Origin of the sequence: Noviherbaspirillum suwonense, from assembly GCF_900182955.1 — a bacterium.
GTDB classification, from domain to species: Bacteria; Pseudomonadota; Gammaproteobacteria; order Burkholderiales; family Burkholderiaceae_D; genus Noviherbaspirillum_A; species Noviherbaspirillum_A suwonense.
The window spans coordinates 36,811-55,893 of the sequence record NZ_FXUL01000017.1 but is presented as its reverse complement, the minus strand read 5'-3'; the positions used below and the strand labels follow the sequence as shown (position 1 = coordinate 55,893).

At 57.9% G+C, this 19,083-nt stretch carries 14 protein-coding genes; 5 read left to right on the top strand and 9 right to left on the bottom strand.

The genetic code is table 11. From position 1 onward, the window contains the following. Positions 1-138 precede the first annotated feature (138 nt). Genes QOL82_RS19420 through QOL82_RS19400 form a run of 5 tightly spaced genes read right to left on the bottom strand, consistent with a single transcriptional unit; the run spans position 139 to position 8,454 of the window. Positions 139-1,209, bottom strand: a complete 1,071-nt coding sequence (locus QOL82_RS19420) for a DUF4434 domain-containing protein (protein ID WP_283443958.1) — start codon at positions 1,207-1,209, stop codon at positions 139-141. A 12-nt stretch (positions 1,210-1,221) separates the two neighbouring features. After that, positions 1,222-4,743 carry a tetratricopeptide repeat protein gene (locus tag QOL82_RS19415; RefSeq protein ID WP_283443957.1) on the bottom strand — a complete coding sequence of 1,174 codons (3,522 nt, stop codon included), beginning with the start codon at positions 4,741-4,743 and terminating at the stop codon, positions 1,222-1,224. A 58-nt stretch (positions 4,744-4,801) separates the two neighbouring features. After that, complete coding sequence (locus QOL82_RS19410; protein WP_283443956.1) at positions 4,802-6,457, bottom strand: DUF2334 domain-containing protein; 1,656 nt, start codon at positions 6,455-6,457, stop codon at positions 4,802-4,804. A gap of 39 nt (positions 6,458-6,496) precedes the next feature. After that, positions 6,497-6,802, bottom strand: coding sequence for a hypothetical protein (locus tag QOL82_RS19405; RefSeq protein WP_283443955.1), 306 nt, complete (start codon positions 6,800-6,802; stop codon positions 6,497-6,499). Positions 6,803-6,825: 23 nt separating this feature from the next. After that, entirely contained in the window at positions 6,826-8,454 is a 1,629-nt protein-coding gene (locus QOL82_RS19400) for a glycosyl transferase family protein (RefSeq protein WP_283443954.1), read from the bottom strand. A 669-nt stretch (positions 8,455-9,123) separates the two neighbouring features. On the opposite strand from QOL82_RS19400, the gene wecB reads away from it, so the two are divergent. From wecB to QOL82_RS19380, 4 genes are all read left to right on the top strand, one after another. Next, positions 9,124-10,317, top strand: a complete 1,194-nt coding sequence (gene wecB, locus QOL82_RS19395; RefSeq protein ID WP_283443953.1) for a non-hydrolyzing UDP-N-acetylglucosamine 2-epimerase — start codon at positions 9,124-9,126, stop codon at positions 10,315-10,317. A gap of 101 nt (positions 10,318-10,418) precedes the next feature. Further along, the gene (locus tag QOL82_RS19390; protein WP_283443952.1) at positions 10,419-11,051 is read left to right on the top strand and encodes a hypothetical protein; all 633 of its coding nucleotides are present in this window, start codon (positions 10,419-10,421) and stop codon (positions 11,049-11,051) included. A 208-nt stretch (positions 11,052-11,259) separates the two neighbouring features. After that, positions 11,260-11,580, top strand: a complete 321-nt coding sequence (locus tag QOL82_RS19385) for a hypothetical protein (protein ID WP_283443951.1) — start codon at positions 11,260-11,262, stop codon at positions 11,578-11,580. Positions 11,581-11,722: 142 nt separating this feature from the next. Then, positions 11,723-12,136 (top strand): hypothetical protein, encoded by a 414-nt coding sequence (locus QOL82_RS19380; RefSeq protein ID WP_283443950.1) that lies wholly within the window; start codon positions 11,723-11,725, stop codon positions 12,134-12,136. Positions 12,137-12,157: 21 nt separating this feature from the next. On the opposite strand, the gene QOL82_RS19375 is transcribed toward QOL82_RS19380, so the two are convergent. After that, a complete protein-coding gene (locus QOL82_RS19375) occupies positions 12,158-14,863 on the bottom strand; it encodes a bifunctional diguanylate cyclase/phosphodiesterase (protein WP_283443949.1) in 2,706 nt (901 codons plus the stop codon). A 276-nt stretch (positions 14,864-15,139) separates the two neighbouring features. Here QOL82_RS19375 and QOL82_RS19370 point away from each other — a divergent pair, with 276 nt between their 5' ends. Continuing rightward, entirely contained in the window at positions 15,140-15,883 is a 744-nt protein-coding gene (locus tag QOL82_RS19370; protein WP_283443948.1) for a PEP-CTERM sorting domain-containing protein, read from the top strand. Here the strand turns inward: QOL82_RS19370 and QOL82_RS19365 are convergent. From QOL82_RS19365 to QOL82_RS19355, 3 genes are all read right to left on the bottom strand, one after another. After that, positions 15,880-16,053: a hypothetical protein gene (locus QOL82_RS19365; RefSeq protein ID WP_283443947.1), complete on the bottom strand. Its 174-nt coding sequence runs from the start codon at positions 16,051-16,053 to the stop codon at positions 15,880-15,882. The two genes, QOL82_RS19370 and QOL82_RS19365, sit on opposite strands and share 4 nt — an antisense overlap. A 96-nt stretch (positions 16,054-16,149) precedes the next feature. Next, positions 16,150-17,265 (bottom strand): GGDEF domain-containing protein, encoded by a 1,116-nt coding sequence (locus QOL82_RS19360; RefSeq protein WP_283443946.1) that lies wholly within the window; start codon positions 17,263-17,265, stop codon positions 16,150-16,152. Between the two features lie 284 nt (positions 17,266-17,549). After that, positions 17,550-18,935 (bottom strand): 3'-5' exonuclease family protein, encoded by a 1,386-nt coding sequence (locus tag QOL82_RS19355; protein ID WP_283443945.1) that lies wholly within the window; start codon positions 18,933-18,935, stop codon positions 17,550-17,552. Positions 18,936-19,083: the final 148 nt, after the last annotated feature.

The window sequence follows — 19,083 nt, the reverse complement described above, 5'->3', positions numbered from 1 at the left end:
GGGTTACACGGCCGCGTTTGGCATCGCCATTCTTTGCGCTGGTCGCGCCGGGGTAACCGTTAGGCCCCGCCGCCCAAACGAATCCGATCACTGAATCCGAATGACCTGAAACGATTGGGGAAGAGCCAGGCAGCAGGTTTAATTGTCGGAGCAGACGATTTTCTTTTCGCGCATGTAGCTGATGTAATCGTCGTAGGCTTGTCGCGTTGAACCATCCTTCATGGAAGACAGATACTCGGGCACACTGAAAGCAATATGCTTTGCAGAGTAATTTTCCGCCTCCGATACTTGGCGCAAAATACGCTCCAGTGGCGCAGACTTTGCCGAGAACGCATTGTTATTTAGCGGCATGCCCGAAGTCTGCTCGAAGATTTCTATGACAGGCATCATTTCTCTTTTGTTCGTTTTTGCAGCGGTGTGCATTGCATTGTAATAAGCCGACAAGACAGCCAAATCAAGTTTATAAACACCGATGCCATCCTGAAAATAGATCGTGTCCAGATTCTGGACACGCGCCAGCATACGGCTCCAGAACAATTCGAGCTCTTGTGGCGCTGTCGCCTTGTTGGCAAATGCGGAAACGCCGATCGTTGCCCGTGGGGTCAGGGTTTTCAACAGCGTGCTCGCCTGAACGAGAAAAGACCGGAGACTTTCATTGGATACATCATCCATCCAGTTCAAGTCATCCACTTCCTGGCTGATATACCATCCACGGAAAGATTTATGCGTCGTAACCAACGGGCCCAATTCATCAACTGCCTGTGCGATCCGAGCCAGTTCCTCTGCCAGGTATTTTGGACGCTGCTCTGCTTTTCCCACGATATCCCAATGGTTTGACTGATGCGTCAAGCCAACCATAACTTCCATGCCGTGAGTGTCTGCAAGCGACATGATCCATTCGACAACCGGCTCGGTCGCGGATTTGAAATTGTGCGATGGATAGAAAGCCTGGCCGTCGATCACGGTCCACTGCAAGACGATACGATTTATTTTCAGTTCCTGGAACTGCTTAAAAAGCGATTCCCATTGTGTCCTTGGCCATGTCCTGTTCTCGTCGACCAATTGTATGAACGTTCCCTGCAAACAAGCCGGCGGGCGGCTGACCGCCTCGGTCTGGGAGCCGCCTGCTGCAAGACCATGCTGACTGGTCACAAGCATGAGAATCAGTCCCAGCCATTGCAGCAGATATTGTCTCGGTCGAAACTGCATTGAGTGATCTCCCTAAAACTGAAGCGCTGCAGTAAAGACCCAGCTACCGGTGTGCTGGTTATTAAGACCGCGGCGATACTGCATTAGAAATTCCATGCTGGAACGCTCGGCTTCGTAGCGATTTTCATTGAACCGGACTTTGAACGCGATCCCGGCGCCCGCTTCAATGTAACTGGCCTTGTCGGGATCAGGACGTTGCTTTCGACCGGCAATGAGTACATGGGGCGTAATCAATGCCCGGTTACGGTAATTGAACGTACGTCCCTGCCTAAGTTCCGAATAAAGCGCGGTAATGCCCGCATTCGGGAAAAAGCGTCCAAGGTCCCCGTAAAAAATCGTCTGATTCCATGACGGCTGGTCCAGCTTCAAATCGTAGCCGTCGGTCAGGGCGTAGCTTATTCGCGCAAGCCAGTCATTCTGCGACTGGTCACCGATCTTGACGAGACGCTCCAGGCTGAAAAACATGTCCTGGGTCTTGAATGGCTTGTAGCGCGCCCCTACACCTGCTTGCAGCGTGTCATGCGCGATGCTGAGAGAATTTGGCTGGTTCGACCAGAACATCCGGGAGTAAAGCTGGAAGATCTCGCCGTCGCGATAGCCAATGACCGGGGGCTGAAAGATAAACTCGATTCCGCCTTGCGAGGGAATGACGCCGCTGTTGAAAAAAGCTGGCGAGGATGCAGCGGCGGCCTGGGTTTGCGCCTCCGATTTCGAACGATAGGACTGGTAGAAGTTGAACTGGAAGCGGCGTGTCAGTTCCCGTACTTCTTGCCGCATCCTGTACAGCTCCTCTTCCTGGGAACGGGCCAGGCTTTCCGCCCCGGCTTGCGAGCTGGTGCCAGCCGGATTGACTTCCGCCGCCTGCGCAAGCTGCATCTCGGCGTCAGCTGAAATCATCGCCGGGCTGGAATATTCCCGAAGAGACTCTGTGCTGTTGAAACTAACCGTTTGGAAACTGGCGCCTGTGCCTGCCGGTGCGTTCGTGGCGTCGTTTGCGTCGGATACAGTTGGCGATCCAAGATCGGTAATTGCATCCAGGCTGATTTCATCAGCGCCTGTTCCCGGCTTCGCGCTGGCGGCGCCACGATCCTGCGCACTTCCAGGTGAGCTTGCGTCCCCAGCGCGCGATGTCTTGCCGAGGCTTGAGCCGGCCTTCGCTTTTTGCGCCTGTTGGGTGTTTTTAAGTTCCTCTAGTTTAAGATCGATGGACTTTTTGAACCATGCAACAGCACGATCGTTGTCGCCATTCTGCTTATACGAATAGGCGAGATCCTGGTACAGCCCGGTGCGCGCAGGATCCTTGCTGATCGCCTGTTCGAAGAGCCGGGCTGCTTCGGCATAATTGCCACGATTCTTGTACAAGTAGGCGAGCTGTTCGGAATACACTGGATTCTGGGGATCGATTTCCATCGCCGTCTTTATATGCGCGATGCCGGACAACTCGTCCTGGTGACGCAGTTCATACAAACCGACGTCGTAGTATCGGGTGGCGGACCGTTCGGTTTCCGCCAGGATTAACATGTATTCCCGGGCCAATTTTGGATCGTTCAGGCGGTCATGGATATGCACCAGTTGCGTGTACAAGCGCTTCTTCAGATCCGGCGCAAGCACTGTCGGATCGACCTGCGCGAGGGTACGCAGCGCAGCCAGGTCCTGCTTTGCCGTCTGCTGTGCGAACGCGACTTGCATGAGCAGCGAAGTATCGTCGCCATACGAAAGCGCCTGCCGCCAAGCCTCTATTGCTGCCGTGAAGTTTTCCTTGCTGAAGTAGACGTTGCCGAGTTCTACCAGTATTGATTTCTGTTCCTCAGGAAGAAATTCGACGAGCGCTTGCCTGGCCTTTTTAAAATACTGAATAGCGAGCTCAGGCTGACCGCTTGCGACATAACTGCGCGCGACGTGCACGATGTTTTTTGCCGAAGGGTTGAAACGCAACGCAGCGAGGAAGGCATCGCGGGCTTTCGCCGTGTCCTTCAAGCGCGAATAGGAGAATCCCATGTCGAGAAACAATTGCTCCGTTTCCCCACCATTCGCGAGCGCCTGCTGAAAGGAAGCAACCGCGCTTTCGTCCTTGCTGTTTGCTATGTCATCGTAGGCTTTTTGCATCGCCTGCGCAGCAGGATCAGGCGCAGGCTCTGCCAGGCGAGGAGCGGGCGTGGCCCGGACACTGGAGCGCGCTCCCTTTTTACGGACAGGACCGCTTGACTCGGCCGCCAACTCCCTCTCTGTCATCGACCGGGCAGTTTGCGCGCCAGCCGCATTATCTCGCTCCGGCTGCGCTCCGCCGGCACCGACATGAAACTTTGTGAGCTTGAGCATCTTTCCGACATTGCTCAGCGCTTGCTTGGCCTCTGGCGCCGGCTGAATCTGCGCCGCCGTTTCAAATGCCGCTTGCGCCCGCCCGACTTGTCCGACGCTGGCATATGCGTAGCCCAGACCCATATGCGCGCGAAATCGCATTTCTGTATTGGCTGCTGCGGTTGCGGCAACTACTTCGGAATATTGCGCGATCGCATCCTGATACCGCTGCTCTTCAAGCAGGATGTTGGCGAAGAAGAAATGGTCCTCGACAATCGCATTGAGACCCATCATGGCCGACAATACCGCGACCGCGCTGGCATTTTCCTTATTCAGGTAATGCATTGTCGCTTTCGTGCGCAACCATGCGAGATCCGAAGGATAAAGCGCCAAAATCGCGTCGACGTGCTTCATCGCTGCGCCCGTGCGCCCCAGCTGCCGCTCGATGTAGAAGATCGTCTCGTGAAGCTTGCGCTTTTCCTGCGGCGTCCCGGCAAGGCCTAGCGCCTCGGAGTAGGTGCGCACGGCTTCGTCATGCCGCTGCAGGCCAGCCAGCGCCGCTCCCCGCCGGAACAGGTAATACATGTCGGCCTGCGGCTCTCTGACCTGATCCAGCGCATTTAACGCATCGGCATAACGCGAGCCCTGCAAAGCAAGGTCGGCCGCCATGTTCCCCACGTATTTTTTTGTCGGTGCATCCAGCCCGGGGAGATTCAATACCTGCAGGTATGCAGCGAGGGCGCGTTCCTTTATGCCTTGGGCTTCATAGGCGAGACCGAGATAGAGATACGCGTTCGAACTTTTTGGGTCGTCAGCCAGTAATGATTTTGCCTCTTGCAATACCGAGTCGTATCGCTTGAGCCGGTACAGCACATTCAAGTAAATAACGCGGCTTTGCCTGTCCCTGGGTTCAAGTTCCAGATAAAGCTTGAGTTCTTTGGCCGCTTCCGATTGCTTGCCCGCGGCAATCAGCCGATAAGCGCGGTCGAGATGGGGATACGAGCGGAAGAGCCTTATTTGCGACGCCAGCCAGTTTTCTGTTCCGGCACGCTCGTACTTGGGCACGGTCAGCGAATTGGAAGCGTCTACCGCCCATACATCTCCTGCCGCTGCCGGCAGGAGAGATGCAACGAGAAGGCCGGAGAGGACGTAGTTTTTTTGCGTGGCGCCAATCGTGCTCTCGGACTTGCCGTTCGCCGGACAAGCCCTTCCCCCAACACCATTTATTCCATTCATTTTTTTCTCCAGCAAACCGGCGCCGCAGCGCCCTCTCGTCAGATAGGCGCACCAGCAATCACTGGGTTACATCCTTGGGAGAAACCCACCGATAGCCCATCGTGGTCATGCTATTCATCAGTTTCTGGAAATCGGCGTATCCAGGCGTGCCCAGAGTCGGTTCAAGCCAGAAAGGATGGAAGAAGAACGAGCCAAAGCCATCTCGCACCACCAGCGCGTACTTCGCATTCAGTTCCAGGTCCTGCCAGGTGTAATCGAAGCAGGAAGAAGGATCGACGCTGCAGATGTTGTATTCGATATTGCCCAGATTTTCCGGCACGATCTGCTGCCCGTAATAATCCTGCTTGATGAAATACGGGAAAAACTGCCCCACAGCGAAATCACGTGGCTTGGACGCACTGCCAACGAGGTCAGGGAGATCCGAGGTGTAGTAGACAACGCGCTGGTAGGTCTTGGCGAACTCTTGTTTCGCGGCTCGTATGCTCATTGGCGAAGACTGATAATGTGGCGCTTCCCATGCGAATGGCGCGTAGCCTTGCGCCGCCATTTGCTGTTTTCCGGCGCGTAACCGGGCAACGGCCCAGGCTGTGCTGGATCCCTCCTCTGCCACCGGTGTATTCTGCACGATGTTCCAGAACTCGAAATCGTCGCCGCTGACGCCGGTGTGCGGATTCTTTCTGTTGCCGTATTGGTGCGTGTAGCCATGCATGACGATCTGTCCGCCGCGCGGGATTGCATAGGTCAGCGCCCGGTTGAGGTTCGATGCCTGGGACATCGGTACGGATTGCGCGACGCCGCCGTTATAGGCGCCTAGCGGATCCATGTAATGCGGTATTGCCGCAATGGCAAACGGGATCCTCTTGCTGAACATGTAGTCGGTCAGCGTGCGCATCGATGCGACTGTTACCAATGCGCCGACATCTTCAAACCGGACCAGACCCCTGTGGTCCTCGGCATGATTGACACCGAGGATATCGTGCAGCATGTCGGCCAGGACCAGGTAGCGATCCCTCGGTCCGATATAGGAAAACGGCAAGTCCGCGAAATACCAGAATGCGCCCGATTTCACCACGTAAGGCAGCGTGGTATTGCTTTTCGAATTGGTGATGGAGACCAAGGCCTGCGCCGGTGCTGCCACGGTCGTCGCGCCCATTTCCGGGTCTGCCTGCACGGTGCTGCCGTTGTATTGATAGTACTTGACCATCGGATTGCCCTTGTAGGTCACGGTGTCATAGAAGCCTGGTGCAGGATTGGCGCTAGACGGCACTGCATTGAGTCCCTTTATGTCTAAAAAAGTAATGCCAGTCGTTGGGGTAAATTGGTATGCGCCATTCCAAGCAAGCTGCCAGAGATTGTATTTAAACCAGACAACTGTTTTTGGTGACGTCGACTTGTAGTTGGTGTTGACATCCGCGAGAAAACTGGCAGGTACCGGGTTGTCGTAATACGACCCCATATAGAACGTGGCCGAATAATTGTTCAGCTTGCCAGGCGTGTAATTCTGGACCGGGACGAGATCTACCGTACTGTTGAAATGGCCAATCAGGTTGCGCAGCATGATTGCATAACTCAGGCCCAATTTCTTGAACGAATTATCTTGCGCCGGTTCATCGTAGAGAACGAGGGTCTTGACCGGAACAGTTTGGGACCAGGCCGCAGGCTGCCAGATAAAAATGGCCGCGAACAATGCAAGTAGGATAGAACGTAGTTTCACAATATTTCTCCTGATTTTCTGACTGTCGGTACGTCCCGGTCACTTCTTCGGGTTATCGTCGTTGCCTTTGCCTTTGCCGTTGTCGTCGCCTTTACCCTTGCCTTTATCGTCATTGGCCTCGTCCAACGTATCATCTCTTGTCACATCCTTTTTGAAGTGCGTCTTGTTGTGATGTGCCCGGATTTTTCTATTTTTTTCTACCGGAGAATCGCCTGGGACAATTTCTGTAAGCTGAAACCCTGGCGGCCTTGGCGGCGGCGCAACGTCAGCGGCCTGAGCGGCAATACCATTTCCAACGATTGCCGCAAAGACGCCGAAATGACGGATTTTTAATAAATAATTCATGCTTACTCCTTGGTAAATAAAATTTATTGACGCAGCAGAAATTCGTCCAGTTCATGCTGCTGCAGCCAGCCTAGGCTTTTTAAAATCTCCCCTAATAATGCAGGTTTTTCGCACTGTATCTTAAGAGCATGGTTTAATTGATCAACTGTAATACGGCGACTATCCAGCAAAATATCTCCCAATTTACGTCGGAAGGAGAGCAATTGTTCCTCTGACGGATACTGATGCGTAGTTTTATCCCATTTGATCAATTTCCCTGTCCTGAGATATCGCACGTATTGTTTAATAGCCCTCATCGTTGCAAGAAAGTTGATGAGATTTCCCCATATCATTCGAGGGAACGATAAAAACGCGTGCATCGTTCCATGGAGTCGGTAGACGCAATAGGCTCGCAACAGGATCCGGAGCAGGAGGAGGAATGCATTTACATAAAGTACATACCACAGAAGCGAATTTTTCTCGAGCAAAGGGGGATACTTGTAAGTATCCGGGTGTAGCCATTGAATAAACCAGACCGTCAGCACCAAGCCGACCAGTAAATAACCGACAAGATTGAGCAGATTGGTCAGTATCGATTTGCGATCGCGAAAAAGCATATAACGCGTTGCCAAGGATCCTTGCCATCCCAGGTTTTCCCACCCCTGCATTGTGATTCCCACGACCCATCGTGACTTCTGTCTTACTGCATACATGAATTTCGCAGGAAAATATTCCCTGATGCAGACGGTTTCCCTCTTCGTTACATTAGTAATTTTTCCAGTCAAAAATTGTTTTTTCTGGACGCTGCGAACGACTTCGTAGCGGACGAATACCTGCTTTAATCCATTCCGATGCAGCCGAAAGCCAAAGTCGTAGTCTTCTGTCAGTGAATCGATGCTGAAAAGCTGATTGTTGTTCTTGCCTGCGATTGTTTCGAATGCTTTACGGCTGAACCCGCAGCCAACGCCAGCTGCCGGGATGCAGCCACTGATTGCTTCGCGCACAACCATATCCTTGTAATGGCTTTGGGCAAATTCATCCATGTAATGCCCACCAGTAAGCTGGTACCACTTGGTTTCCAGCGACTGCACTGGAAGCTGGACCATGTCTTTGCGTGGAATCAGGTAGTTGAAGAGGCGATAGCACAGCGGATGGATCACGTCTTCGCAATCCTGCATGACAAATATCTCGAACTTCATCCCATGGGATTTTTCATACAGGTGGATACCCTGATAAATCCAGTTCAGGCAATCTGCCTTGTTCGTAGGGCCATCATGCGGCGTGGTGATGCGATGTACCTGGATATTGCCTTCCCTGACCAGGTCCACTTCCCGCTGTGTTTCCAGATCATTTGGATAGGTGCCTATGAATATCCGGTAATTCGTATAGTCAAGAACCCGCAAAGTGTTTTCCAGCATCGGCCTTATTACCGCAGACTCGTCCCAGGCGGGAACCATGATTGCAATCCACTGCTCCTCTTTTTCCCTTAGGCGCTGTTCGCTAAGAGCATTGCATTTTGGCAAAATTACGAGGCGACGATATAAATTACGGCAGGCATAGCAGATGTCTATGAAAAGATCATCAAGTCCGCTTATCAGAAAACAGAGGCCGACAAGCAGCATGGTGATTTTTGCAAACAATAAAAAATATGCAAAAGCATCGACGCTTGGCATTACAAACTCCCGATAAATAACAACGTCCGCACAACTACGACCGCAATACGAATCCATTCGGCTTTTCAAAGCCGGCAATCATTTAAGTCCTCATTGCTACGGGAATTGAATTGACAGGTGGATTGCCGCTCGAACCATCTCAAATGGCGAGCGAAACGACCGGTCAGGAAGATACCGTTGCTGAGGGAAATTCTTTATTCCCACTCGAAAGTACTTGCAAATTATTCCCCCTTTGCCTATAGGCTTTCTTAACTGATGTTGCTCGACAAAACCAAAAAATATTCAAATTATTAATACTGACCCTTTGTCACATTTTGAAGTGATTTGTGTAAAAACCGTGCATTTTTTTTATATTCTCCGTTCCCCTTTGTTACGATTTTGACCAACATCAAGGCTGTAGACTGATGGATCAAAAGCAGTCCGGTCCGTTGTTTCCCAGTTAAACAAATCACCCACAGTTGTCTAAACAATTTATTTTTTTAATTAGTATGTCTGAAAATTCTATTATATATAGATTTTTTTTTATTAATTTTCCATTTCCCTTCTACTACCAATTTAACGTTATTCATTATTCCGAACCCGCTGCTCATCTTTGACTTTTATCAAGATAGCCAACTTGGCGCCAGTAAAACTCATTCCTGCTTGGATTAATTTAACAAATGGGAATCGATGCTTTCCTTGCAATTTGCCATGCTTTCTTCCGAGGAAAAAATGAACGATAAAAGGTATTTGTTTTGCATAGGCACGCGGCCGGAAATAATTAAAATGGCGCCTGTCTTTCAATCGCTGAAAAGAGCGGAGAAAGAAATCAGCATTTTGCATACCGGCCAACATGGTTCCGTAGCAAACGATCTCTATCGATTTTTCGGAATGCTGCCCAACGTATCACTTGACTTGAGGCGCTCATCCAATTCGCTAGGAAGCCTCACGTCTGCGCTATTTGAAAAGGTCGAGAATGCCCTTCTCCAATTGAAACCGGACGTCGTACTGGTGCAGGGCGATACGACCTCTGCTTTTGTCGGCGCAACCCTCGGCTATTACCACCGAAAGCCCGTGGCCCACGTGGAAGCAGGGCTGCGCACCCATGAACATGACCCTTTTCCTGAGGAAAAGAACCGTGAAATGATCGGCCGGCTTGCACAATGGCATTTCCCCCCCACGCCTCGCGCCAGTAAGAATCTGCGGCAGGAAGGCATTGCGGACGATTCGATTTTTGAAGTGGGAAATACGGTGATTGATGCTGCTCAGTGGACGCTGGACAAGATCAAGGCAGATAGTGCCGAGCTGATCAGGGAATTGCCCGCAGGTCTTGCCGCGTTTCTGGAAAAGATGAAGCACTCCAGGAAAATTCTCATTACCGCCCACAGGCGGGAAAATTGGGGACAGCCCATCCGGAACATTGCGCTGGCAGTGGCCCGCATTGTCGAGGAATTTCCGGATGTGGTCGCAATCTGGCCGGTGCATCCGAATCCGAGCGTGCGGGACGACGTCGAGCGAGGACTTTCGGAGCTAAGTCCATCGTTAAGAGGGCGTATTTTTCTTGCCGAACCGCTGCCCTATCCGGCCCTGATCTATCTTCTGGATCTTTGCGCCTTTACGCTCACTGACTCGGGAGGCATTCAGGAGGAGGCCTCGGCCTTTGCCAAGCCGGTGCTGGTAGCCCGGGAAAGTACCGAGCGCCAGGAATTGATCAACGGCGGCGGCGCGAAACTGGTGGGAACCGACGTCGAACTGACCTTGGCCGAAGCAGGAAAGTTGCTCTCCTCGGAGGCTTATTACCGCAGCATGCAAGTCAGCCAAAGCCCCTTCGGCGACGGAAAAGCCGGTGAGCGAATTGCCAAGGTACTTGGGCGATTCTCGTGACGCGCATTCAAAGGGCGTCTGCGATACGTCCTCTCTGGCTGTCCGGCAAAAATGGGGATGGCTGGACCGGGTGAAACCACTTCATTGTATGGATAGTGATCATGCAAGCCCAAGATATTCCAGAGAAGGAACTTATCATCGCCAACAGCGAACGACTGACCAGTTATTCGTTCGACAGTCTGACGCGGCGCCAGGCGAGCACGACGCTGAACCAGACGGCAGGCACGGTACCTGGCACACTTGCCACGGCTCGCAAGCGCATCGAGGAGTCGCATGCCGACCTGTCGCCAGGACAACGTAATGGCCTGGCGCCGGCATCCCAAGTTCGCCCAAACGTCCTGACCGCCCAGGACAGCAGCGGGCACCGGCATGACAAGCCGGCAGTCACTGGCCTGCTTGGGCCGTGCTTGTTGCTGCTCGCGAGTTTTTTGCTGGGACTGGCAGGTTATTTCAGTGCAGGCCGCCTGGCGCCTCCGCGGACGGTGCAAGTAGATGCCGTAAAGCCCTATGACAATGCCTTTATCAAGGACACGCCTGCGCCGATGCCTGCACCTGCGCCTATGCCAGTCGCAGAACCCGAGGTGAAGGCAATGGATGCACAGCCGCCGGCAACCGAGCCCCCTGCAATAGCTGAACCGGCGACACAAGCTCCTCTGGAACTTCCCCAGGAAAAGCCGGCAGACGAATGCAGTGGCGCTAAAAGGGCGCTACAGCTTTGTGCTGCTGCAGGCTGACGCCACTGGCCTGCTTACTAGCCGCCGTCCCCGCCGGACGGCGGCTGGAGACGCCCACCTGTCGACCCAACTGCAGGAGGGATCCAGTCTCGCTAGCGCAATTCCCCGTAGTCATTCGCATTTCTGCATTCCCGGTCAGCAGTGTTATAAAGCGGTGATTCCAGTCGGCGGCATGCGCCGCCGAACCCGACACCCAGGAACCCGCAACATGCGAAAACACTACCTTGCCACCTTCCTCCTGGCCGCCGCGTTCAGTCAGTCCCACGCGGCAAGCACGCAGGATCGCGCGGAGCGTGAAAAGGCCGCGCCGGCGACCGAAGCGGAAGATCCGACAGTCGGGAGTAAGGACGCCGGCAGGCGGCCGCAGTCCGTGCCGCAGGCTGGCGCGGTCAATCCGGCGAATGGCCAGTACTATCCGCCCACTTCCACCGGCGATGTCATCAACCCGGCGACCGGCGAGCGTTACCTCGGCGTCCCTGGCGGTTATATCAATCCGAATACCGGCGAATTCATGCCGAAAATACGCTGAAATCTGTCCGAACGATCTGGACCCGCTCCGGCTGCGACACGCTTAAACTTCCTGATTTCTTGACCCTAAGCAATTAATCCAGTGAGTGTTCTGCTATCGTTCCGGTATTATTAAACTGTTACCGATTTTTTTGAAAGTTTCCATGTCCAGACATATCGCCGCCCTGTTTGCCGCTGTTGCCCTGCTGTCCAGCACGGGCTGCTCCACGCTCGCCGATACGCGGGCCGCCAAGGGATCGGGCCAGGCAAGGGTCTACAACGCGTCGTACGACCAGGTATGGAATGCGGTGCCGGTGGTGCTGAAGGACCTGGGCCTGAAGGAAGAAGGCTTCAACAAGGGTTCGGGTTACGTGGTGGCGCGCAGCGAAATGAAGCTCGGCGAAACGATGCCTGTGGCCGGGCTTGCGGACAACCTGGCGGTGTTCGTCGACAAGGCCGACAGCGCCGGCCAGACCCGCGTGGAGGTGGTCGCGCGAAGCAGCGTGCCGCTCAATCCGCTCAGCAAGAAATGGGAGACCCGCGTGCTCGACAAGCTGTCCGAGCAGTTGCCCCGCTAGGTCCGGTCGCGCCGCCTTTGGCTAGGCGATCTGCAGTCCCGGCTGCAGTTCCGGGAACAGGCTGCGCTTGAGCATGAACGTGGCCGCCAGCGAGGCCGGGACCGGTTTGGAAATGTAATAGCCCTGCGCCTCGTTGCAGCCCAGGCTTTGCAGGATGGCCAGCTGCTCCCGGGTCTCGACGCCTTCGGCCACCACCTGCATGTCGAGGATATGCGCCATCGAGACGATGGTCATGAAGAAGGCCTCGCCCTGCCTGCCGGTGTTCAGCGCCTGGGTGAAGGCGCGATCGACCTTCAGCACATCCAGGTCCAGCCGCTGCAGCTGCGAGAGCGACGAATAACCGGTGCCGAAGTCGTCCACCGAGATGCGTACGCCCAGCGACTTGAGCGACGCGATTTCCTGCGCCACCTTTTCACTGTCCTGCATCATGCATGACTCCGTCACCTCCACTTCCAGCAGCAGCGGGTCGATCCGGTGGCGCGCCAGGCTTTCGGCGATGACGGCCTTCAGGTCGCATCGGGCGAACTGGACCGGCGACACGTTCACGGACAAGGGCACCACCGGCAGTCCCTGCGCCTGCCATGCCGCGAGCTGCATGCATGCCTGGTCGATGACCAGCTTGCCGAGTTCGACGATCAGGCCGGTGTCCTCGGCCAGGCCGATGAACTCCAGCGGCGGCACCATGCCGCGCTCCGGGTGATTCCAGCGCACCAGCGCCTCCATGCTCAGCAGCTCGCCGGACACGGCGTTGACGCGCGGCTGGAAATGCAGCACGAACTCGTTGACCTCGATCGCCCTGCGCAATGCATATTCATTGCGGATGCGGTGGACGATCTGCTCCGTCAGCGCCGGGGTGTAGAACGCGTAGCGTCCCTTGCCGTTGTTCTTGGCCGCGTACATCGCGGTGTCGGCATGCTGCAGCAGCGCTTCGGTCGTCTGGCCGTCGTCCGGGTACAGGCTGATGCCGACCGAGGCGCAGATCCGCGGCTGCTGGCCGCCCCGGACCTGGAACGGCGCCGACAGCGCTTCCAGCAGCCGCTCGGCGACCTCGACCACCTCGCCGCGCCGGTCGGGATGCGCCAGCAGCACGGTGAATTCATCGCCGCCCAGCCGCACGACATGGTCGCCCGGCCGCAGCACGGAGGCGATCCGCTGCCCGGCCTGGCGCAGCACATGGTCGCCCGCGTCGTGGCCCATGGTGTTGTTGACGTCCTTGAAATCATCGAGGTCGAGATAGAGCACGGCGACCGCGGCTCCCGCCTCGCGCGCCTTGTCCAGCGCCCGCGGCAGGTACTGGCCCAGCCAGTAGCGGTTGCGCAGCCCGGTCAGCGCGTCGGTATTGCCCAGCGACTCCAGCGCGCTTTCATGCGCCTTGGCCTCGCTGATGTCGCGCAGCGTGATGGCGATGCCATCGCCCGAGCGGACGAGGCGGCGGTGTATCCAGATACGCTCGCCGTTCTCGCCCGGCTGGATGAATTCATCCTCGTGGAAGCCGTTCTCCATGGCCTTCTGGAAGGTCGCCTTCACATGCTCGAAGATCCGCCCCGTGTACATCTGAGAGAAGCGCACCTCGATCAGCGCATCCCTGGAGAAACCGATCATCCGGGCGCCCTGCTCATTGCAGTTCTCCACGACGAAGTCGGTCGCCGCCTTGCCCTGCCCATATAGCGCGCGGGCCATGAAAAAACCCTCGTGCGCGCCTTCGATCGCCAGCCGGTAGGTGTCCGCGATCACCGCCGCCTGGTGCTTGCGCCAGACCAGCCGGGCGCAGAGCACACTGCCCAGGAGGCCGGCCACCATCAGCAGCAGCGTCGCGACGCTTGCCATGCTCATGGTGTTGCGGCGCATGGAGTCGTAGGGCAGGTAAATGTCCTGCTCGGCCAGCGCAACGACCGACACCAGCGGATATTTTTCCAGCGTTTCCCAGGCGACGATGCGGGAGCGGCCATCGCTGAACCGTTCGGCTGGAACCACGGTCCTCGCGCGGCGGCTCGGGAACTGCACCGCGCCGTTGACCTGGGCCACGTGCGAACCCATGTTCCTGCCCGGCCTGGAGACGATCATCTGGCCGTCGGTCGTCAGCACGGCCAGCGCATTGTTTTCCCCTTCCGCAGTCTGCTCGTCGAGCGCCGTCAGGTAAGTTGGCGGCACGATCAGGCAGACCAGCCCGTCGAACTTCCCGTTCCTGTCCGTCAGCGCACGGGTAAACACGACGACCGGGCCGCCCTGCCCCTGCTCGAGCCGGGTGACATGAAGGCCGCGCACGCGGCGGTCGCGATGCGCCTGAAAATAGGCCCGTGCCGAAATGTCGGCGCTCGCGGTCTTTCCGCGCAGGCTGGTTAAGAGTTTTCCGTCCTTATTGAAGATGGCCGCCGAAAATCCGTCCACTTCCGGATAAATGCCCTCGCCCGCCTGGTCCTGCAGCCGCAGGCTGCCCTTGCTCAGCTTCCAGTAATGGGCGAGCGCCAGCGTGGTCTGGTCGAGCTGCTGCACGGTGCGGGCGAGTTGCCCGGCAAATGCGGCCGCCAGCAGGCTGGCATTGCCGGAGGCGACATCATGTATGCGCGACTTTTCCGAAGCGACGTGCGCAAAGGCCGCGATCCAGATCACGGCGACGATCGCCAGGCACAGTAGCGGCCAGGCTGCCACCTGATACATGTTCCCCTTCAGAAAATGCAGCCGCGCCAGTGCGCTTTTCAGTTCGTCGGTGTCGTTTCTTATATGCACATGTCTCCCAGCACCGCGTCGGTCCGCCCGTAAAAGCCTGCCAGGAAGCCTAATTTCTTGACGGAAATGGAATTAAGTATACGGGCTTTTGCAACAGAGAAATATGGGCAGAGCCAAAGCCTCCGCTTTTACCTTCGAATAGTCTATCTGTCGAGCAAATTTACAACTACCGCAGCCTGAAAATGTGCTTTAAAGCAATATATTGTTTTTAAAGAATATTTTATTCTGGCATGATTACTGCTTTGTAAATTTTACAAACATTGACCAAAGGAAATTATGCGCACCCTCCGCCAATCTGCCCTCGCTATTGTGATTGCCGCCGTGTCGACGGCGGCATTGGGGCCGGGTGTGTTTTTCAGGCCGATGCCGGAGATGGCTGGCGGGAGTGCAAGAGTCGATGCAATGGCGGCCGCAACGACGCTGGAGGACTTGCAGGCGCTGTTCCACACGGAGGCGGCTCACTTCGCCCGGGACATGCTGCCCACGGCCCTGGCGGAGGGATGGATGCCGGAGGCGGCACTGCTGCCGGTCGATTTCGTTGGCGCGCCCTTGCCTAAACTTGCGCTGGCCGCAGGCAATCCGGCCTTTCATGCTGCGCGCCCGGACGATGGCGCGATGCCCGGCGGCGGCGCGGCAGGCGCAGTCAGCGCAATCGGCAATGCCGCCGCGCCGGGCCGCGGCGCCCAGCTTTCCCGCAGCGGCAACATGGTTACCGCGCTGGGCGATCCTGCATCCGGTTTGAGCGTCGGCCCGGCCGTGGAAAACGTATCGGTTATCGACCTCGACGATCCCGGTCTCTTCACCCGCGACATCGGCCAATTGCCGCTGCAAGCCGTCGGTCCCATCCCTGCCGATGCGGATGGCGCTGGCGCGGCGAACGGCGGCATTGCCGGGACGGCGAGCGCCGTGCCCGAGCCTGCCACCGGGATGCTGATGGCCCTGGGCTTCGCCGGCCTGCTGACGGTCGGGCGCATCGGGCGCGCCCGGCCTGGCGCCGTGCAAACGGCGAAGGCGGCCTAGCTGCCGGCTGGCGCCTCGCGCGTGCTTTGCGGGGGATGATCCACCGCGCAATGTGCGACATCCAGCGCCGCCACGCATGCCTCGAAAGCATCCGCCTGGCTGGCGCTCTCATAGACATAGACCATCTGGTCCACCTGTACTTCAGTCGGCGTCAAACGCACTGTTGCCATGCCTGTCCTCCCCGGTTTTTAATAAAGCCCGGATGCTAGCATGCGCGACTGCGGGCGCCCTTGCGCAATTCGTCAGGGCCAGGCAAGCATGCGTCCTCAGGCGGCCAGGGCCACGGTTTCGGACGCGCAGGCCGATGCCGGCGGGACCGTCACCGCGGAGATCCGGTAGCGGTTCTTGCCGCTTTTCTTGGCTTCATACATCAGGCTGTCGGCGATATGCAGGATGGCGTCGACGCCTGCGGCGTCGGGATGCGGCAGCATGCAGACCCCGATGCTGGCGCTGAGCGCAAGCTGAGGCTGCTGCTCGATGCGGATATCGGCAATCGACGCCAGGGCCAGCGCCGCGAGTTCCTCGACCTGCGAGCGGTCGCTGATATCGGCCAGCAGCACGGCGAACTCGTCGCCGCCGATGCGCGCGACCCGGTCGGAAGACCGGAAGCAACGCGACAGCCGGTTGGCCGTGTCCACCAGCACCATGTCGCCGGCGGCATGGCCGCAGGCGTCGTTGACCGCCTTGAAGCCGTCCAGGTCGAGCAGCATCAGCGCGCCCGAATGACGGCCGGCGCGGGCGCCGCGCTCGCCGAGCGCGCTCATGAATCCGTAACGGTTCAACACCCCGGTCACCGAGTCGGTCATCGACGCGAGTTCGAACCGGGCGGCGCGCCGGGCGAGCCGGCGCTTGGCCTGCGCCATCCGCGCGTTCAGCGCCGACGCGTAGAGCGGCACCAGCACCACCGACAGCACGACCCCGGCGGCAAAGCCCGGCACGCTGCGCCAGAAAGGCGACGCCGTCACTGCCGCCAGGCACGACAGCGCGCCCATGGCGACCGCGAACTGCGTATAGCGCCGGCCGTAGCGCAAGCCGTTGCCGAGGGCAATCGCGACCGGCAGGCAGATGAACGGCGCGGCATGCGCATTGCCCAGGTACAGGCCGACGCCGAACAGGAACTGGTCGGTGACGATCGCGGCCATGCGGCGGACGCGGCCGGGCAGCAGCGAGCGCCGCACGACCTGGATCCACAAGCCGGCGTAGCAGACGTAGCCGGCGAGCACGAGCGTGGCGGCGTCGAGCCCGGGGATTGCCGGCGCTGTCCGCGCCAGCCCCAGCCCGGCCAGCACCATCAGCGCCAGGCAGAACCGGAACCAGGCCTGCCCGGTCTCGGTCCAGAGCCGCATCCGCCTGTATGCCACCCTCATGCCTGCGATGTTCATTAGTGATCTTCCCCGGGTAAATCCTGCCTGCCCGATCCAGGCAGCGCTCAGGTTAATTTCAATTGGGCAATTAAGCCTGAAAAATAGACATTCCGCCATGACATAAATGCAGTATTCCCGGGCTGCCTGCGGATGAACGGGAAGAAATAATTATAAATATTAGAACTGTTGCCAAAAATCTACATTCGCAAACACAGAATGGCGTGATTGCTGCGCCTGCTTCGCCAAGGCGGGCGCCACGGGCAGAGCCGCAGCGCGCTGGCTGCCGGTCGCCGGAGCGCGCCCTACCCGTTCAGCGCAATCACGCGGTCGCCCAGGGCAGCCAGCTTCTTCTGCAGTATCTGGTAGACATCGCGGTCGAAGCGCTGCTGGCCGCGCCGCAGCAGGATGCGCGGGTCGTCCTTCGCATGGATGGTGCCGAGGTAGGCCCAGCCGTCGATCACATGCAGGCTGTCGCCTTCGACGATGCCGATCGGCCCGGGATACGGCCATGCGCGCAGGCGCAGCCCGGCAAGCGCCTCCAGCACCCTGGCGTTGTGCTCGGCGACCGGCTCCCTGCCGGCGCATACGCCCAGGCATTTCTTCACCTGGCTGGCGAAGCAGGCCTTGCCGCCGCGCGGCTTCTCCAGTCCCAGCGTGACGTGGCACAGCGCGTGCGCGTCGGCGACCGACTTCATCGCATCGGTGGCGCGCCGCTTGCTGGTGTAGAGCCCGTAGAGCGCCGTGTCATGGCCGAAGAACAGGTCGTCGGTGACGGCCAGGCCAAGGCGCAGGCTGCCGTTGCGCTCCAGCAGCCGCCACGAACAGATTTCCTCGTTGGCCCGCAGCTTGACGTTATGCGCGGGCTTGAGCTTTTTGATCAGCTCCGCTTCCTTGAGCAGCGCGCCGAGTTCGCCTGACGCATGCAGCCAGTCGATGCGCTCGACCTGCTGGCTGATCGCCAGCTCCTTGGGCAGCGCATGGTCGGTGCTGAAATGCGAGAGGATGCGGCGGCGCAGGTTGTTGGCCTTGCCGATGTAGAGCGGCAGGTCGTTCTCGCCATAGAACAGGTAGACGCCGTGGGTGGAAGGCACGCTGTCCATCTGCAGCGCATCGAGCCGCGACGGCATGGTCGGCCGCGTCAGCAGGCGCGACACCGCTTCCTCGATCACGGCCGGCGCATGGCTCTCGGGCAGCTTCTGCCAGAACTGCCAGATCAGCTGCGCGTCGCCCAGCGCGCGGTGGCGCTGGGTCACTTCGAGCCGGTGCCGCTCGACGATGGAATCGAGATTGTGCCGGGCAAAGCCCGGGAAGAGCTTGCGCGACAGCCGCACCGTGCACAGCACCGGCGGCCGGAACTCGTGGCCGGTCCGGCGGAATTCGTTCTTCAGGAAGCCATGGTCGAAGCGGGCGTTGTGGGCGATGAAGACCCGGTCGGCCAGGCGCGCATGGATGTCGTCGGCCAGCTCGGCGAAGGTCGGCGCGTTCGCGACCATGTCGTTGGTGATGCCGGTCAGGCCCTGGATGAACGGCGGTATCGGCATCTCCGGATTGACCAGGCTGCTCCACTGGCGCACGCCGTCTTCATCGACCTCGATGATGCCGACTTCGGTGACGCGGTCGGTGGTGGCGGTGCCGCCGGTGGTTTCAAGGTCGACAAAGGCCAGGCGCGGGAAGGAAGTCTTGGACAAGATGGATAGCGGCGAGACTGTATGAAAAAACAGTATGCGGGCGAAGCGGCGGTTTCGCAAGGGCCGGAAACCGGCCAGGCGCGGGGCTGGCGGCCCGCACGGGAGGCAGGATTATCTGCGCGATGCATGCCGTACGGAGCCGCGCCGC

What these genes read in the sequence shown, in the direction of transcription:
- QOL82_RS19420 (WP_283443958.1), bottom strand. Translation starts at nt 1,209, where the DNA reads ATGCAGTTTCGACCGAGACAATATCTGCTGCAATGGCTGGGACTGATT.
- QOL82_RS19415 (WP_283443957.1), bottom strand. Translation starts at nt 4,743, where the DNA reads ATGAATGGAATAAATGGTGTTGGGGGAAGGGCTTGTCCGGCGAACGGC.
- QOL82_RS19405 (WP_283443955.1), bottom strand. Translation starts at nt 6,802, where the DNA reads ATGAATTATTTATTAAAAATCCGTCATTTCGGCGTCTTTGCGGCAATC.
- QOL82_RS19400 (WP_283443954.1), bottom strand. Translation starts at nt 8,454, where the DNA reads ATGCCAAGCGTCGATGCTTTTGCATATTTTTTATTGTTTGCAAAAATC.
- wecB (WP_283443953.1), top strand. Translation starts at nt 9,124, where the DNA reads ATGCTTTCCTTGCAATTTGCCATGCTTTCTTCCGAGGAAAAAATGAAC.
- QOL82_RS19390 (WP_283443952.1), top strand. Translation starts at nt 10,419, where the DNA reads ATGCAAGCCCAAGATATTCCAGAGAAGGAACTTATCATCGCCAACAGC.
- QOL82_RS19385 (WP_283443951.1), top strand. Translation starts at nt 11,260, where the DNA reads ATGCGAAAACACTACCTTGCCACCTTCCTCCTGGCCGCCGCGTTCAGT.
- QOL82_RS19380 (WP_283443950.1), top strand. Translation starts at nt 11,723, where the DNA reads ATGTCCAGACATATCGCCGCCCTGTTTGCCGCTGTTGCCCTGCTGTCC.
- QOL82_RS19370 (WP_283443948.1), top strand. Translation starts at nt 15,140, where the DNA reads ATGCGCACCCTCCGCCAATCTGCCCTCGCTATTGTGATTGCCGCCGTG.
- QOL82_RS19365 (WP_283443947.1), bottom strand. Translation starts at nt 16,053, where the DNA reads ATGGCAACAGTGCGTTTGACGCCGACTGAAGTACAGGTGGACCAGATG.
- QOL82_RS19360 (WP_283443946.1), bottom strand. Translation starts at nt 17,265, where the DNA reads ATGAACATCGCAGGCATGAGGGTGGCATACAGGCGGATGCGGCTCTGG.